Source organism: Pseudomonas sp. USHLN015, from assembly GCF_037153275.1.
Lineage (GTDB): Bacteria > Pseudomonadota > Gammaproteobacteria > Pseudomonadales > Pseudomonadaceae > Metapseudomonas > Metapseudomonas tohonis.
Genome location: NZ_JBBCKP010000007.1, coordinates 206,302 through 221,584, shown reverse-complemented (window position 1 = coordinate 221,584; position 15,283 = coordinate 206,302). Strand labels below are relative to the sequence as shown.

Annotated in this window: 14 protein-coding genes; 1 reads left to right on the top strand and 13 read right to left on the bottom strand. The window is 68.5% G+C overall.

What is annotated here, in order from left to right:
• Positions 1–4: 4 nt before the first annotated feature.
• The 8 genes from WFQ67_RS16090 to hutC form a co-directional block, all read right to left on the bottom strand.
• Positions 5–820: a quaternary amine ABC transporter ATP-binding protein gene (locus tag WFQ67_RS16090; protein ID WP_213626789.1), complete on the bottom strand. Its 816-nt coding sequence runs from the start codon at positions 818–820 to the stop codon at positions 5–7.
• Positions 817–1,668: an ABC transporter permease gene (locus WFQ67_RS16085; RefSeq protein WP_111262793.1), complete on the bottom strand. Its 852-nt coding sequence runs from the start codon at positions 1,666–1,668 to the stop codon at positions 817–819. Before WFQ67_RS16085 ends, WFQ67_RS16090 begins: the two co-directional genes overlap by 4 nt.
• A 43-nt stretch (positions 1,669–1,711) precedes the next feature.
• On the bottom strand, positions 1,712–2,680 hold the full coding sequence (locus WFQ67_RS16080; protein WP_213626791.1) for an ABC transporter substrate-binding protein: 969 nt from the start codon (positions 2,678–2,680) through the stop codon (positions 1,712–1,714).
• Positions 2,681–2,853: 173 nt separating this feature from the next.
• Positions 2,854–4,260, bottom strand: coding sequence for an amino acid permease (locus WFQ67_RS16075; protein ID WP_213626792.1), 1,407 nt, complete (start codon positions 4,258–4,260; stop codon positions 2,854–2,856).
• A gap of 92 nt (positions 4,261–4,352) precedes the next feature.
• Positions 4,353–5,885, bottom strand: a complete 1,533-nt coding sequence (gene hutH / locus WFQ67_RS16070) for a histidine ammonia-lyase (RefSeq protein ID WP_213626794.1) — start codon at positions 5,883–5,885, stop codon at positions 4,353–4,355.
• Between the two features lie 2 nt (positions 5,886–5,887).
• Entirely contained in the window at positions 5,888–7,558 is a 1,671-nt protein-coding gene (hutU, locus tag WFQ67_RS16065; protein ID WP_337057483.1) for a urocanate hydratase, read from the bottom strand.
• 441 nt (positions 7,559–7,999) lie between these two features.
• Positions 8,000–8,587 (bottom strand): HutD/Ves family protein, encoded by a 588-nt coding sequence (locus WFQ67_RS16060; RefSeq protein WP_213626798.1) that lies wholly within the window; start codon positions 8,585–8,587, stop codon positions 8,000–8,002.
• Positions 8,584–9,252, bottom strand: a complete 669-nt coding sequence (gene hutC / locus WFQ67_RS16055; protein WP_213630712.1) for a histidine utilization repressor — start codon at positions 9,250–9,252, stop codon at positions 8,584–8,586. Before hutC ends, WFQ67_RS16060 begins: the two co-directional genes overlap by 4 nt.
• A 201-nt stretch (positions 9,253–9,453) precedes the next feature.
• Here hutC and WFQ67_RS16050 point away from each other — a divergent pair, with 201 nt between their 5' ends.
• Positions 9,454–10,812, top strand: a complete 1,359-nt coding sequence (locus WFQ67_RS16050) for a formimidoylglutamate deiminase (RefSeq protein ID WP_337057482.1) — start codon at positions 9,454–9,456, stop codon at positions 10,810–10,812.
• A gap of 3 nt (positions 10,813–10,815) precedes the next feature.
• Here WFQ67_RS16050 and WFQ67_RS16045 read toward each other — a convergent pair whose 3' ends face one another.
• The 5 genes from WFQ67_RS16045 to WFQ67_RS16025 all read right to left on the bottom strand — a co-directional run bounded on the left by WFQ67_RS16045 (position 10,816) and on the right by WFQ67_RS16025 (position 15,129).
• Positions 10,816–11,373: a lipocalin family protein gene (locus WFQ67_RS16045; RefSeq protein ID WP_337057481.1), complete on the bottom strand. Its 558-nt coding sequence runs from the start codon at positions 11,371–11,373 to the stop codon at positions 10,816–10,818.
• Positions 11,370–11,624, bottom strand: a complete 255-nt coding sequence (locus WFQ67_RS16040; protein ID WP_173171064.1) for a hypothetical protein — start codon at positions 11,622–11,624, stop codon at positions 11,370–11,372. Before WFQ67_RS16040 ends, WFQ67_RS16045 begins: the two co-directional genes overlap by 4 nt.
• Before the next feature lie 68 nt (positions 11,625–11,692).
• The gene (locus WFQ67_RS16035; RefSeq protein WP_337057479.1) at positions 11,693–12,292 is read right to left on the bottom strand and encodes a DUF924 family protein; all 600 of its coding nucleotides are present in this window, start codon (positions 12,290–12,292) and stop codon (positions 11,693–11,695) included.
• A 3-nt stretch (positions 12,293–12,295) separates the two neighbouring features.
• Positions 12,296–13,306 carry a class 1 fructose-bisphosphatase gene (locus WFQ67_RS16030; protein WP_173171057.1) on the bottom strand — a complete coding sequence of 337 codons (1,011 nt, stop codon included), beginning with the start codon at positions 13,304–13,306 and terminating at the stop codon, positions 12,296–12,298.
• Positions 13,307–13,479: 173 nt separating this feature from the next.
• The gene (locus WFQ67_RS16025; protein ID WP_213626805.1) at positions 13,480–15,129 is read right to left on the bottom strand and encodes a histidine kinase N-terminal 7TM domain-containing diguanylate cyclase; all 1,650 of its coding nucleotides are present in this window, start codon (positions 15,127–15,129) and stop codon (positions 13,480–13,482) included.
• Between the last annotated feature and the right edge of the window lie 154 nt (positions 15,130–15,283).

The following is a 15,283-nucleotide window of genomic DNA, read 5'->3' as shown; positions in this document are numbered from 1 at the left end:
GTCCTCACAGGTTGGCCACGCGGCGCTGGACGAAACGGTCGACGTAGTCGTCAGCGGGCTGGTGGAGGATTTCCTTCGGCGCGCCGACCTGGATCAGCTGGCCGTCCTTGAGGATGGCGATGCGGTTGCCGATGCGCACCGCCTCGTCGAGGTCGTGGGTGATGAACACGATGGTCTTGTTCAGGCCCTTCTGCAGCTCCAGCAACTGGTCCTGCATGTCGGCGCGGATCAGCGGGTCGAGGGCGCTGAAGGCCTCGTCCATGAGGATGATGTCGGTGTCCGCCGCCAGGGCCCGCGCCAGGCCCACGCGCTGGCGCATGCCGCCGGAAAGCTGGTGCGGGTAGGACTTCTCGTAGCCCGCCAGGCCCACGGTGGTGATCCAGTGCTGGGCGCGCTCCTGGCACTGCGCCTTGCTCTCGCCGCGCACCTTGAGACCGTAGGCGACGTTGTCGAGCACGCTCTTGTGCGGCAGCAGGCCGAAGCTCTGGAACACCATGCTGATCTTGCGTCGACGGAAGTCGCGCAGGGCCTGCATGTCGTAGCGCAGGATGTCCTGGTCATCCACCAGGATCTCGCCGCTGGTGGGGTCGATCAGGCGGTTGAAGTGGCGCACCAGGGTGGACTTGCCCGAGCCGGACAGCCCCATGATGACGAAGATCTCCCCCGCCTCGATGGACAGCGACAGGTCGTTGACCCCCACCACGCAACCGGTGGCGGACAGCACCTCGGCCTTGCTGCGCCCCTGGCGGATCAGCGCCATGGCCTCCTCGGCGCGCGGGCCGAAGATCTTGTAGACGTTCTTCACCTGGATCTTGCTCATTGGCTGGCCTCGTGGCGGGAGCGGCCGTAGGCCTGGGTGATGCGGTCGAAGACCACGGCGAGGATGACGATGGCCAGGCCGGCCTCCAGGCCCTTGCCGACGTTGAGCGTCTGGATGCCGATGAGCACGTCCTCGCCCAGGCCGCGGGCCCCGATCATGGAGGCGATCACCACCATCGACAGCGCCATCATGGTGGTCTGGTTGACCCCGGCCATGATGCTCGGCAGCGCCAGCGGCAACTGCACGCCGAACAGCTGCTGCCAGCGGTTGGCGCCGAAGGCGTTGACCGCCTCCATCACCTCGCCGTCCACCTGGCGTATCCCCAGGTCGGTGAGGCGGATCAGCGGCGGCGCGGCGTAGATCACCGTGGCGAAGATGGCCGGCACCTTGCCCAGGCCGAAGAGCATCAGCACCGGGATCAGGTACACGAAGCTGGGCATGGTCTGCATGATGTCCAGCAGCGGCATCAGCAGCGCCCGCAGGCGGTTGCTGCGCGCCGAGAGGATGCCCAGCGGGATGCCGATCAGCACCGAGATGAAGGTGGCCACCAGCATCAGCGCCAGGGTCTGCATGAGCTTGTCCCACAGCCCCACCGCGCCCACCAGGAACAGCAGGCCTGTGATCACCAGGGTCGGCAGGACGCGGCGGGTGGCGTGCCAGGCGATGGCCGCCACCAGCGCCAGCATCAGCCACCAGGGCGTGGCGCGCAGCAGCCACTCCAGGTTGACGATGGCCCACAGCAGGGTGTCGGAGATGTGCCGGAACACATCCCCGTAGTTGGTCACCAGCGCATCGACCCAGCCATTGACCCAGTCGGCGATGGAAAATGTGAAGCGTTCGGGAAACATCGGGAGCTCTCCGGGTGAGTGGATGCGCGGGTGCCGTCAGGCGTCAGAGCGATGCGTCGACCTTCTTCGCCGCGTCCTCGCTGACCCAGGCGTGCCAAACCTCCGGGTGCTCCTTGAGGAAGGCCTTGGCCAGCTTGTCCGAGGCGATCTTCTCCTTGGCCATGCGCGCCAGGTTCTGGTTCAGCAGGTCGATGGGCAGATTGACCTTCTTGAGCATCTCCACCAGCTCCGGCGCCTCGTCGTGGAAGGTCTTGGACAGCCCCACCTGGATGGTCACGCGCTTGTCGACGCCGGGCTTCTCGTCGAGCTTCACCAGGTCGGCCTGGCCCATCAGCGGCGTCGGCGACCAGTAGTAGAAGAGAATAGGCTCGCCACGGCGGTAGCTGGACAGCACCGCGGCATCCAGCGCCGGGCCGGTGCCGGGGCGGAAGTTGGTGAATTTGTCCTCGAGGCCGTAGTCCTTGAGCATCTCGCTGTTCTCCAGCTCGCAGGTCCAGCCGGCCGGGCAGTTGTAGAAGCGGCCCTTGGACGGCTCCTCCGGGTCACGGAACAGCTCGGCGTACTGGCCCAGGTCGGCGATGGCCTTGAGCGTCGGCGCCTTGGCTTCCAGCCCTCGCTTGGCGTCGCCTTCCACCAGGTAGCGCGGCACGTACCAGCCTTCCACGGCGCCGACGATCGGCGCGCCCACGCCCACCACCTTGCCGGCCTTCTCGGCCTTATTCCAGGCGTCGCTGCGGCCGATCCACTCCTCGGCGAAGATCTGGATGTCGTTGTTGCCCAGGGCCTGCTCCATGGTGATGGAGTTGCCCGGCAGGCTGTCGGTCTCGCAGCCGTAGCCTTGCTTGAGGATGACCTGCAGCAGGTCGGTGAGCAGCATGCCGCTCTCCCAGTTGAGGCCGGCGAACTTCACCGGCTTGCCGGCTCCGCACCAGCTTTCGGCCTGGGCGGTCCCATGGCCCGCCAGCAGTCCCACGGCACACACCAGGCCCAGCACTTTCTTGTTGAATCGCATGTTCCGACGCTCCTTGAACTTGGTAAGGGTTAAGGCAGAGCAAATGCCCGGAGGGCAGGCCATCGGCTTCCGGGCAGGAAACCGGCCAGAGCCGGTTCCCGTACGTCGGCGACGACGAATTCTCGTGAATGGCGGGTGCGCCCAGGCGCCCCGCTCATCCCGCGTACGACCACTCAGTCATCCAGACTCAACACGGACGGCATCTCCTGCCGCCCCTCACCAGCGCCCGGCCGCACCCAGACGAACCAGGCGATGACCAGCAGGGCGATCCACACCGCGCCTACCAGCAGCGCGGCCTGGGTCTTCGGGAACCAGCCGAGCACCCCGAAGATGAACAGCATGAAGGCGATGGCGCAGGCCGGGCCCACCGGCCAGAACGGCACCGGGAAGGCCAGCGCCGCCACCTCTTCGCGGCCGAGGCGACGGCGCAGGCCGACCTGGGCCAGGAGGATCATCAGCCACACCCAGACGGTGGCGAAGGTGGCGATGGAGGCCACCAGCAGAAACACGTTCTCCGGGATCAGGTAGTTCAGCAGCACGCCCAGCAGCAGCGCACCGGCCATCACCAGCACCGTCATCCAGGGCACGCCGTGGCGCGAGACCCGGGCGAAGCCCGAGGGCGCCTGGCCTTGCTGGGCCATGCCGAAGAGCATGCGGCCGGCGCCGAAGATGTCGCTGTTGATCGCCGAGACGGCCGCCGAGATCACCACCAGGTTGAGCAGGGTGGCGGCCGAGCCGATGCCCAGGCTGTCGAAGATCTGCACGAAGGGGCTGCCCTGGGTGCCGATCTGCGGCCAGGGGAAGATCGCCATCAGCACGAACAGGGTCAGCACGTAGAACAGCAGGATGCGCAGCGGCACCGCGTTGATCGCCTTGGGGATGGTGCGGCGCGGGTCCTGCGCCTCGCCGGCGGTGATGCCGATGATCTCGATGCCGCCGAAGGCGAACACCACCACCGCGAAGGAGGCGATCAGCCCGCCCAGGCCGTTGGGCATGAAGCCGCCGTGGCTCCAGAGGTTGGCGACGCTGGCGGCATGGGTCGCGTCGGCCATGCCGAAACCGAACAGGAGGATGCCGAAGCCACCGAGGATCATGGCGACGATGGCCGAGACCTTGAGCAGCGACAGCCAGAATTCCAGCTCGCCGAACACCCGCACGCTGCACAGGTTGAGGGCGCCGATGAAGAAGATGATCGACAGCACCCAGATCCAGCGCGGCACCTCGGGGAACCAGAAGCTCATGTAGATGCCGAAGGCGGTCACGTCGGCCAGGCAGACGATGATCATCTCGAAGGCGTAGGTCCAGCCGGTGAGGAAGCCCGCCAGCGGGCCGATGTAGCTGCTCGCGTACTGGCCGAACGAGCCCGCCACCGGCTCGCGCACCGCCATCTCCCCGAGGGCGCGCATCACCATGTAAACCGCCGCCCCGGCCATCAGGTAGGCCATGAGCACCGCCGGCCCGGCCATCTGGATGGCCGACGCCGAACCATAGAACAGGCCCGTGCCGATGGCCGAACCCAGTGCCATGAAACGTATGTGCCGGGCGTTGAGGCCCCGGCGCAGGCTGGTCTGTACAGTCATTCCCTTGTTCTCCTTGTTCTTGGGGTGGTGGGCGGCTCCGGCGCCTCCATCGCAAGCGCCGCCCGGCATGACGGGTAGTCGGGGTGCCGGCCTCAGAGGCTCGGCAGCAGGCCCTCCGGCATCAGTGCGTTGAGGCAACCGCTGGCCAGCAGCGCGCTGGCGGCCTCGATGTCAGGGGCGAAGAAACGGTCCTCCTGGTAATAGGGCACCTGGCCGCGCAGCAGGGCGCGGGCCTCCTCCAGCTTCGGCGAGCTCTTCAGCCCTTCGCGGAAGTCCAGGCCCTGGCAGGCGCCCAGCCACTCCACGGCGAGGATGCCGCGCACGTTCTCGGCCATGGCCCAGAGGCGCTTGCCGGCGTTCGGCGCCATGGAGACGTGGTCTTCCTGGTTGGCCGAGGTGGGCAGGCTGTCGACGCTGTGCGGATGGGCCAGCGCCTTGTTGTCGCTGGCCAGGGCGGCAGCGGTGACCTGGGCGATCATGAAGCCGGAGTTGACCCCGCCATTGGCCACCAGGAAGGGCGGCAGCTGCGACATGTGCTTGTCCATCATCAGCGAGATGCGCCGCTCGGAGAGCGAGCCGATCTCGGCGATGGCCAGGGCCAGGTTGTCGGCGACCAGGGCCACGGGCTCGGCGTGGAAGTTGCCACCGGAGACCACGTCACCCTGCTCGGCGAACACCAGCGGATTGTCGGAGACGGCGTTGGCCTCGACCTCCAGCACCTCGGCGGCCTGGCGCATCTGGGTCAGGCAGGCACCCATCACCTGGGGCTGGCAGCGCAGGGAATAGGGGTCCTGCACCTTGTCGCACTGGGCATGGGAGCGCGCCACCTCGCTGCTCTCGGTGAGCAGCGAGCGGTAGGCGGCGGCGACGTCGATCTGCCCGCGCTGGCCCCGGGCGGCGTGGATGCGCGCATCGAAGGGCGCCCGCGAGCCGAGCATGGCCTCGACGCTGAGCCCGCCGCAGACGGTGGCGGCGGCGAACAGATCCTCGGCCTCGAACAGCCCGCGCAGGGCGTAGGCGGTGGAAGCCTGGGTGCCGTTGAGCAGGGCCAGGCCCTCCTTGGCGGCCAGGGTCAGCGGCTCCAGCCCGGCGATGGCCAGGGCCTCGGTGGCCGGCAGCCACTGGCCCTGGTGGCGGGCGCGGCTCTCGCCGAGCAGCAGCAGGGACATGTGCGCCAGGGGCGCGAGGTCACCGGAGGCACCCACCGAGCCCTTGAGCGGGATGTGCGGGTAGACCTCGGCGTTGATCAGGGCGATCAGCGCGTCGATCACCTTGCGGCGGATGCCGGAGAAGCCACGGGCCAGGCTGTTGACCTTGAGCAGCATGATCATCCGCACCAGGGCGTCGTCCAGCGGCTCGCCGACACCGGCGGCGTGGGACAGCACCAGGGAGCGCTGCAGCTTCTCCAGGTCCTCGCGGGCGATGCGGGTGGAGGCCAGCAGGCCGAAGCCGGTGTTGATGCCGTAGGCGGTGCGGTCCTCGGCGATGATGCGTTCCACACAGGCGACGCTGGCCTCGATGGGCGCGTCGGCGCTGGCGTCCAGGCTCACGCGCACCGGCCCGAGATGAACCTTGCGCAGCTGGGCCAGGGTCAGTCGACCGGGCAGAAGATGGAGGTCGAACATGCTCATTCCCCCTTGCCGATCATCGGCAGGTTGAGGCCCTGCTCGCGGGCGCAGTCGATGGCGATCGGGTAGCCGGCGTCGGCATGGCGCATCACGCCGGTGCCCGGGTCGTTGGTCAGCACGCGGGCGATGCGCGCGGCGGCCTCGTCGGTGCCGTCGCAGACGACGACCATCCCCGAGTGCTGGGAGAAGCCCATGCCCACGCCACCGCCGTGGTGCAGCGACACCCAGGTGGCGCCGCTGGCGGTGTTCAGCAGGGCGTTGAGCAGCGGCCAGTCGGACACGGCGTCGGAGCCATCCTGCATGGCTTCGGTCTCGCGGTTGGGGCTTGCGACCGAGCCGGAGTCGAGGTGGTCGCGACCGATGACGATGGGCGCCGACAGCTCGCCGCTGCGCACCATCTCGTTGAACGCCAGGCCAAGCTTGGCGCGCTGGCCCAGGCCGACCCAGCAGATGCGCGCCGGCAGGCCCTGGAAGGCGATGCGCTCGCGGGCCATGTCCAGCCAGCGGTGCAGGTGGGCATCGTCGGGGATCAGCTCCTTCACCTTGGCGTCGGTCTTGTAGATGTCCTGCGGGTCACCGGACAGCACCGCCCAGCGGAACGGGCCGACGCCGCGGCAGAACAGCGGGCGGATGTAGGCCGGGACGAAGCCGGGGAAATCGAAGGCATTGGCAACGCCTTCTTCCTTGGCCATCTGGCGGATGTTGTTGCCGTAGTCGAAGGTGGGGATGCCCTGCTTCTGGAAGTCGAGCATGGCCTGCACGTGCACGGCCATGGACTGCTTGGCGGCCTTCACCACGGCAGCCGGGTCGCTCTGTGCGCGGTCGCGGTACTGCGCCCAGGTCCAGCCGGCCGGCAGGTAGCCGTTGAGCGGGTCGTGGGCGCTGGTCTGGTCGGTGACCATGTCCGGACGCACGCCACGGCGTACCAGCTCGGGGAGGATCTCGGCGGCGTTGCCGTGCAGGGCGATGGAGATGGCCCGGCCTTCGGCGGTGTAGGTGGCGATGCGCGCCAGGGCGTCATCCAGGTCCCTGGCCTGCTCGTCGACGTAGCGGGTCTTGAGGCGGAAATCGATGCGGCTCTGCTGGCACTCGATGTTCAGCGAGCAGGCGCCCGCCAGGGTCGCGGCCAGGGGCTGGGCGCCCCCCATGCCGCCGAGGCCGGCGGTGAGCACCCAGCGACCGGCGAGCTTGCCGTCGTAGTGCTGGCGGCCGGCCTCGACGAAGGTCTCGTAGGTGCCCTGGACGATGCCCTGGCTGCCGATGTAGATCCAGCTACCGGCGGTCATCTGGCCGTACATGGCCAGGCCCTTGGCATCCAGTTCGTTGAAGTGTTCCCAAGTCGCCCAGTGCGGGACCAGGTTGGAGTTGGCGATCAGAACGCGCGGGGCGTTGGCGTGGGTCTTGAACACGCCGACCGGCTTGCCGGACTGCACCAGCAGGGTCTCGTCCTCGTTCAGCTCCTTGAGGGTGCGGACGATGGCGTCATAGCACTCCCAGTTGCGCGCGGCACGGCCGATGCCGCCGTACACCACCAGCTCCTTGGGGTTCTCGGCCACGTCCGGGTCCAGGTTGTTCATCAGCATGCGCAGCGGCGCTTCGGTCAGCCAGCTCTTGGCGTTGAGCTGGGTACCGCGCGGGGCGCGGATCTCGACATCACGGAATTTGGTCATGGCAGGCTCCTGGGAGGCGTGGGGTGTAGAGGGACGGGAATCGAGCCCGGATATCTACACACATATGAACTTGTACATACAAGCATATGCAAGTGAAAGGCCAGTTCGTCGAGGCAGGCTTCAGTTGCTCGCGCAGAACCCCTGGAAGCAGCGAAAAACCTGGGCCCCGGCAGTGGGCGAAGAATCGATGACGAGCAGCAGGGAAAGTAGCCGACCTGTTACCGGGGTGCGCTTGTGGGGCGAAGCGCAGCGTTTCATGCACGGTAATGGGGCGTTCGGTAACGCAGCGGGGAAACAGGGGGAGGGAAACGCAGGTTGGGCCGGGAGGCGTTTCGCTGGGGCACGCAGCCACCACAGCAGAGCCGAGCCAATCAGGCGATGCACCGCTGGGCCTCGCCACGCTCGGCGCCAACCTGCGGTGTCATGTACAACCCAACGGGATCAGCGCGGCTGCAGCTCGATCAGGCAGCAATCCACCACGGTCAGCGCATCGAGCACCAGCTCGCGCAGCGCGCCGTCACCTTCCAGGTGCAGGCAGTCATGGCGGCCGAGGTGCAGCGCCTCGCCGCCCACCTGCACATCCAGCCCCTCACCGGCACTGAACAGCACCAGGGTGCGGGCGGAGCTGAACAGGCGCAGCGGCCCGTTGACGCGCTGCCATTGCAGGCGAGCGCCGAAGCGTTGCGGGGCGTAGATCAGGTTGAAGTCGCGGATGGCGCCACCCAGCAGCTCGCACTGCACGCGGCTGCCGCCATCGAAGGCGAAGGCATCGCCGGGCTTCAGCTCGCGGGAGGGCCTGCCATCCACCACGAGGCGCATGCCGTCGCCCTCCAGTACGGTAATGACGCGCTGGTAGCCGGTGAAGGCGGAAAAGGGACCGGGCTGGCCGACATCGGCGATGGACAGGCGCCAGCCGAAACCCTCGAGGTCGGCACCGCCGTCGCGGAGGATTTCCTGGGTGGAGCCGGCGCCGTTCTTCCACGGCATGCGCGGGTAGTCGACCGCGCGCAGGACCTGGGGCGCACTCATGAGCCGAACCGCCCTTCGAGGCGGTAGCGCGAACCGGGGTAGAGCAGGCGCGCGCTGGTCACGGTATTGCGGCCCGACCAGGTGCGGCGGCGGATCAGCAGGCAGGGTTCGCCGCGCTCGATCTGCAGCAGCCGGCATTCGTCGGCCTCGGCGAGGATGGCCTCGACCACATGCTCGCCCTCGGTGAGCGGCGCGACCTGGGACAGGTAGGCGTGGGGCGTCTGCTGGGTGAAATCCTGCTTGAGGTAGTCCGGCGCCACCGAGGCGTTGACGTAGCGGTCCTCGATCTGCACCGGCACGCCGTTCTCGAAATGCACGATGACCGAGTGGAACACCCGCTGGCCCTCACGCACATCCAGCGCCAGGGCGCGCTCGGAGCCGGCCAGTTCCTCGCCCAGGGCGATCACCTCGCAGCGGTGCGCATGGCCCCGCGCGGTGATTTCCTCGGCGATGTTGTGCACCTCGAACAGCGCGGCCTGGCCCTTGGGCTCGGCGACGAAGGTGCCCACACCCTGCATGCGCACCAGGTAGCCCTCGGCGGTCAGCTCGCGCAGCGCGCGGTTGACGGTCATGCGGCTGACGCCCAGTTCGTTGACCAGCTCGCTCTCGGACGGCACGCGGTGGTGCGGCGGCCAGGTGCCGTCGTCGATCTGCCGGCAGATCATCTGCTTGACGCGGGCGTACAGCGGCGCGGGCGCCTCGCCGGGCTGGACGGCGAAGGACGGGATGTCGACGGACGGGTTGGGCACGGGGATCACTCCTTGGCGGCGCGCCCGGCGGGTAGGCCGGGGGTCTGGTCGAGTTTACGGTCTCGATATACGTCTGTATATGTATATACAAATAACAACCTTCACAGGTCGCCAATCATGCCAGCCTTCTTCACCGAACGAGCCCTGCTTCCCCAGGGTTGGGCCAGGGACGTCCGTTTCGAGGTAGCCGCGGACGGCCGCCTGGGCCGCGTCGAGCCGGGCGCCACGGCCGATGGCGCCGAACACCTGAAAGGCCCGGTCGTGCCGGGCATGCCCAACCTGCACTCCCACGCCTTCCAGCGCGCCATGGCGGGGCTGGCCGAAGTGGCGGGCGACCCCAACGACAGCTTCTGGACCTGGCGCGACCTGATGTACCGCCTGGTCAGCCGCATGCAGCCGGAGCAGGTGGAAGTGATCGCCCGCCAGCTCTATATCGAGATGCTCAAGGCGGGCTTCACCGGCGTAGCCGAATTCCACTACCTGCACCACGACCGCGATGGCCGCCCCTACGCCGACCCGGCGGAGCTGGCCTTGCGCATCAGCCAGGCCGCCCGTCGCACCGGGATCGGCCTCACCCTGCTGCCGGTGCTCTACAGCCACTCCGGCTTCGGCGGCCAGGCGCCCAATGAAGGCCAGCGCCGCTTCATCAACGGCACCGACGGCTACCTCGCCCTGCTGCAACGCCTGCGCGAGGCACTGCCGGCCGACCAGGTACTGGGCACCTGCTTCCACTCCCTGCGAGCGGTCACGCCGGAGCAGATCGACGCCGTGCTGGCGGCGGATGCGGGCGAGGCACCGATCCACATCCACATCGCCGAGCAGCGCAAGGAAGTCGACGACTGCCTGGCCTGGAGCGGCCGCCGCCCGTTGCAGTGGTTGTACGAGAACCTCGACGTGGATCCGCGCTGGTGCCTGGTCCACGCCACCCACGCGGAAGCCGACGAGGTCGAGGCGATGGCCCGCAGCGGCGCGGTGGCCGGCCTGTGCCTGACCACCGAGGCCAACCTGGGCGACGGCATCTTCCCGGCGGTGGATTACCTGGCCCGGGGCGGGCGCTTCGGCATCGGCTCGGACAGCCACGTCTCGGTCAGCCCGGTGGAGGAACTGCGCTGGCTGGAATACGGCCAGCGCCTGCGCGACCAACGCCGCAACCGCCTGCACCAGCCCGGCCAGCCGCGCGTGGGCGATGCCCTCTACCAGGCTGCCCTGGCCGGTGGCGCCCAGGCGCTGGGGCAGCCCAGCGGCGCCCTGGCGGTCGGCGAGCGCGCGGACTGGCTGGTGCTGGACGGCAACGACCCCTACCTCGCCACCGCCGCGGACGATGCACTGCTCAACCGCTGGCTGTTCGCCGGCGGTGATCGTCAGGTACGCGATGTGATGGTGGCGGGACGCTGGGTGGTGCAGGACGGCCGTCACCCCGAGGAAGAGGCGACGGCGCGGGAGTTCGCCGACACGCTGCGCGCGCTGCTGGGGTGAGCCTCAGCGCGGCATCTTGTCGTCCGGCGTACGCCAGATCAGGGCATCGGTGTCGTAGCCCTGCTGCCGTGCCAGCTCCAGCAGGTGCGTGCGGATGTGCTCCGGCACCTCGGGCGTGCGCGAGAGCATCCACAGGTAGGTGCGATCCGGATGCCCCACCAGCGCCGTCTGGTAGTTCTCGTCCAGGTAGAGCACCCAGTACTGGCCCTTGGTGAGATCCGGCGCCAGGCGGCTGAACCAGTTGTCGAAGCGCACCCAGAGCTTGTCGGTATGCCCGGCGACCTGGGGCACGGCCTGCCCCCGGGCCTCCTGCCATTCGCCTTCGGCGGTACGGCAACGGTTGAGCACGCCGACCGCGCCATCCGGCTGCAGGCTGTAGTGGGCTTCGGATTGCGCGCAATGGCGCTGGAAGAACATCGGCAGCCGAGCCAGCTCGTACCAGGTGCCCTGGTAGCGCTCCAGGTCCACCGCGCCCACGGTACGGGGCGGCGCGGCGGGCTCGCCGGAGCCGGCACAGCCCGCCAGCAGCAGCGCGCCGAGCAGCAGTGACAGGCGGGTCATTTCAGGCCCTGCCCCTGGTACATCATCACCTTGTCACCCGCGAACTGGATGCTGATGTAGGCCTTCTGGTCGCCCCAGGTGCAGCTGGTCAGGCCCACGGCCCCCGAGCATTCGGTCGGCTCGCCGATGATCTGCTCGACCTCGGCCTTGGCCATGCCGGCCTTGATCTTCGAATAGTTCTCCTGGTTGATCTTGTTGCAGGCGGCGAGCGCGACGCAGACGGACAGCAGGGCAAGGATGCGCAGTTGCATGGATGACTCCGTGATGGGTGGGATGCCGCGCAAGCTTGGCACAGCGTTGCGCGCAATGCCCATTGGAGTCAGAAGCGCGAGCCGGGTTCCTCAAGGAAGGCGGCTTCCTCCGCGCTGGAGAGTCGACCGAGGATGGCGTTGCGATGGGGGAAACGGCCGAAGCGGGCGATCACCGCGTGGTGGTGCACGGCGTAGTCGAGGAAGCCGTCGAACAGCTCGCGCTCGGCGGGGCTCACGGCGTCACGCAGGGCGGTGAAGCGCTGCACCGCCAACGCCTGGGTGGCCAGGTCCTCGGCATGCTCGAAGACGATCTCGATGAAGACGCGGCGGATCGGCGCGAGCTGCGCATCCAGGCCCCGGGCGATGCCGTCGCGCACCAGCGCCTGGGCGCGGGCGTCGCCGGCGAAGCCGCGCGGCTGGTCACGGAAGAGCATGCGCGGCAGTTGGTCGAGCAGCAGGACCAGCGCCAGCCAGCCCTCGGACTGCCCGGCCCAGTCGCGGAGGCCGCCGGCCAGGGCCTGCTCCACCTGGGTGGCGAAGCGCTGGCGGGCGTCCTCGTCCTGGCTGTCGCGCTTGCCGAACCACAGCCCCTGGCGCGAGGCCGCCACCTCGACGGCGCCGGCCTCGGGGCCGAACCACCAGTCGAGCAGCGGCTGCCAGGGTGCCATCGGTTATTCCTGGTGGTAGCCGGTGACGCGCTCGACTTCCTGCTTGGAGCCGAGGAACACCGGTACGCGCTGGTGCAGCGACGTCGGCTTGATGTCGAGGATGCGCTGGCGACCGTCGGTGGCGGCGCCGCCGGCCTGCTCGATGATGAAGGACATCGGGTTGGCCTCGTACATCAGGCGCAGCTTGCCGGGCTTCTCAGGCTCGCGGGCGTCCCAGGGGTACATGAAAAGGCCGCCGCGGGTCAGGATGCGATGCACGTCGGCCACCATGGAGGCGATCCAGCGCATGTTGTAGTTCTTGCCCAGCGGGCCTTCCTTGCCGGCCAGCAGCTCGTCCACGTAGCGCTTCACCGGGGCTTCCCAATGGCGCTGGTTGGACATGTTGATGGCGAACTCGGCGGTGGCCTCCGGCACGCGGATGTCGTCGTGGGTCAGCACGAAGCTGCCCAGCTCGCGGTCCAGGGTGAAGCCCTTGACGCCGTCGCCCAGGGTCAGCAGCAGCATGGTCTGCGGCCCGTAGATGGCGTAGCCGGCGGCGACCTGCTTGGTGCCCGGCTGGAGGAAGGCCTGCTCATTCAGGCTGTCGTTCTGGGAGAGGTACTCGTCCGGGCAGCGCAGCACCGAGAAGATGGTGCCGACCGAGACGTTGACGTCGATGTTGGAGGAGCCGTCCAGCGGGTCGAACACCAGCAGGTACGCGCCCTTGGGGTACTTGCCGGGGATCTGGTAGGCGTTGTCCATCTCTTCGGAGGCCATGCCCGCCAGGTGGCCGCCCCATTCGTTGGCTTCCAGGAGGATCTCGTTGGACAACACGTCGAGCTTCTTCTGCACCTCGCCCTGCACGTTCTCGGTGCCCATGCTGCCGAGCACGCCACCGAGGGCGCCCTTGGATACGGCATGGCTGATTTCCTTGCACGCGCGCGCGACGATCTCGATGAGGAAGCGCAGATCGGCAGGGGTGTTGTGGCTACGAGTCTGCTCGATCAGATAGCGGCTCAGGGTTACGCGGGACATGGAAGAGGCTCCGGAGGGGAAGGAAAAACGCGCGCAGTTTAGCGCGACTCGCGCCGCAATGCTGCACGCCGCTCGGCAGCCCTCGGCAACGCCCGGATCAGAGGCGCCGAAGGCCGTCGGGGCGGCACGCAGAATCATCTGACGCGGCAAACGCCAACTGGTTCAGCGCAGGCTCAGAGCTCCACCCGGGCCAGGGCGCAGACCTGGTTGCGGCCGCTGCGCTTGGCCTCGTAGAGCGCGGCGTCGGCCACCTGCAGCAGCTCGTCGAGGCTCTGCCCCTGGTCGGGCCAGACGGCCAGGCCGGCGGACAGGGTGACACGCAGCTCGCCGATACGGGTGGCCAGGGCCGTATCCGCCAGCTCACGACGGATCGCCTCCAGGCGCTGCTGCGCCTCGTCGCTGTCGGCGCCGGGGAGGATCAGCAGGAACTCCTCGCCGCCGATGCGGAACACCGCGTCGGTGCTGCGCAGGCTGCATTCGAGGAAGCCGGCGACGCCCTTGAGCATGTCGTCGCCCACCAGGTGGCCATGGCGGTCGTTGAGCTGCTTGAAGTGGTCCAGATCGATCAGCGCCAGGGCGATGGGGGTTTCCTCACGCAGGCTGCGGGCCTGCTCGCGGGCGAAGAATTCGTTGAGGTAGCGCCGGTTGTAGAGCCCCGTGAGCGGATCGCAGAGCGCCTGCTCCTGCAACTGCTCGTGCAGGCTGGAGATGGTCCGCAGGCGTTCTTCGCTGAGGGCCAGGGCCTCGGCCAGCTGCAACTCGCTGCGGTGGCGCTCGGTCACCTCGCGCAGGTAGACCATCCGCCCCAGCATGTGGCTGCCACTGCGGGTGATGCGCTCGATGGCACGCGCACGCACCTCGAAGTAGCGCGGCGGCTCGCCCAGGGTCAGCATCGGCTCGCCGCCGGCCTGCGCTTGCAATAGGGTGTGCAGCTCGACGCCGAACACCGGCCAGCCCAGCAGCGCCCGGCCCTGCCAGCCGCCGCGCAGGCCGGCGAGGCGCAGCGCCGCGGGGTTGGCTTCGATGACCCGGCCCTTGGCGTCGATCACCAGCACCGGGTCGGGCAGCTCCTCCAGCAGCAGGTGGCGCGCCACGGGCAGCAGGTCGAACAGGCGCACGCCGAGGATCAGCCAGGCGAAGGCCAGCAGGGTGAAGGCGAAACTGAAGGGCGTCGGATCGAAACCGAACAGCGTCCAGCCGAACACCACGTAGCTGATGTTGGCGGCCCAGGGCACGCAGGTGACCACCCCGAACGCCAGGTAGTGGCGACGGTGCAGGCCATGGCTGGTAATCACCGCGCGGCTCACCACCGCCAGGCAGAACAGCATCATCACGTAGACGTAGACGGCAGCACCGTGGAACAGCACGCCATGCTCGTACACGACCGGCGCACCGGGCAGGTCCGATGCCGGACCCGTCGCCGGCCCGTAGAACGCCTGGTGCCAGGGGTTGCTCAGGGCCATCCCCCAGACCAGCAGCGGCGCCACCGCCAGCGGCAGGTAGCGATGCACGGGCAAGGGTTCGCGGATGCTGTTGACGTACTGCCAGAGGAACACCGCCCAGAGCGTGGGCACGGCGACGATTCCCGGCCAGGCCATGCTGGCCCAGAACACCTTGCACTCGGCGCCGGTGGCGGCGAGTTCGAGGCCGGCGGTGGACAACCACCAGAGGATGCACAGGTGCAGGATGACGAAGCTGGCGCGCCCGGGAAAATAGCGCTGCCGGCCGATCCAGCGGGCGAGGAACATGATGCCGACGCTCAGCATGCAGGTGAACAGCACGGGGCTGGTGAGGGTCCAGCCGGAAGCACCGCACAGGCTCATGGTCGGTCACCAGGACCGGGCCGGAGGGGGACCGGGCGCCCGGAAGAGTACTGGCCGAAAAGGCGGGCAGCGGGTAGCTGCGGAATGTTGTCGAGCACCGGCCTTCCTGACCTGACGCAAAAAAGAGCGGCGCGTGACCCCTGTCACGCGCCGC

Excerpts from the sequence above, each read along its gene's own strand:
- WFQ67_RS16090 (WP_213626789.1), bottom strand. The coding sequence starts at position 820 with ATGAGCAAGATCCAGGTGAAGAACGTCTACAAGATCTTCGGCCCGCGC.
- WFQ67_RS16085 (WP_111262793.1), bottom strand. The coding sequence starts at position 1,668 with ATGTTTCCCGAACGCTTCACATTTTCCATCGCCGACTGGGTCAATGGC.
- WFQ67_RS16080 (WP_213626791.1), bottom strand. The coding sequence starts at position 2,680 with ATGCGATTCAACAAGAAAGTGCTGGGCCTGGTGTGTGCCGTGGGACTG.
- WFQ67_RS16075 (WP_213626792.1), bottom strand. The coding sequence starts at position 4,260 with ATGACTGTACAGACCAGCCTGCGCCGGGGCCTCAACGCCCGGCACATA.
- hutH (WP_213626794.1), bottom strand. The coding sequence starts at position 5,885 with ATGTTCGACCTCCATCTTCTGCCCGGTCGACTGACCCTGGCCCAGCTG.
- hutU (WP_337057483.1), bottom strand. The coding sequence starts at position 7,558 with ATGACCAAATTCCGTGATGTCGAGATCCGCGCCCCGCGCGGTACCCAG.
- WFQ67_RS16060 (WP_213626798.1), bottom strand. The coding sequence starts at position 8,587 with ATGAGTGCGCCCCAGGTCCTGCGCGCGGTCGACTACCCGCGCATGCCG.
- hutC (WP_213630712.1), bottom strand. The coding sequence starts at position 9,252 with ATGATCTGCCGGCAGATCGACGACGGCACCTGGCCGCCGCACCACCGC.
- WFQ67_RS16050 (WP_337057482.1), top strand. The coding sequence starts at position 9,454 with ATGCCAGCCTTCTTCACCGAACGAGCCCTGCTTCCCCAGGGTTGGGCC.
- WFQ67_RS16045 (WP_337057481.1), bottom strand. The coding sequence starts at position 11,373 with ATGACCCGCCTGTCACTGCTGCTCGGCGCGCTGCTGCTGGCGGGCTGT.
- WFQ67_RS16040 (WP_173171064.1), bottom strand. The coding sequence starts at position 11,624 with ATGCAACTGCGCATCCTTGCCCTGCTGTCCGTCTGCGTCGCGCTCGCC.
- WFQ67_RS16035 (WP_337057479.1), bottom strand. The coding sequence starts at position 12,292 with ATGGCACCCTGGCAGCCGCTGCTCGACTGGTGGTTCGGCCCCGAGGCC.
- WFQ67_RS16030 (WP_173171057.1), bottom strand. The coding sequence starts at position 13,306 with ATGTCCCGCGTAACCCTGAGCCGCTATCTGATCGAGCAGACTCGTAGC.
- WFQ67_RS16025 (WP_213626805.1), bottom strand. The coding sequence starts at position 15,129 with ATGAGCCTGTGCGGTGCTTCCGGCTGGACCCTCACCAGCCCCGTGCTG.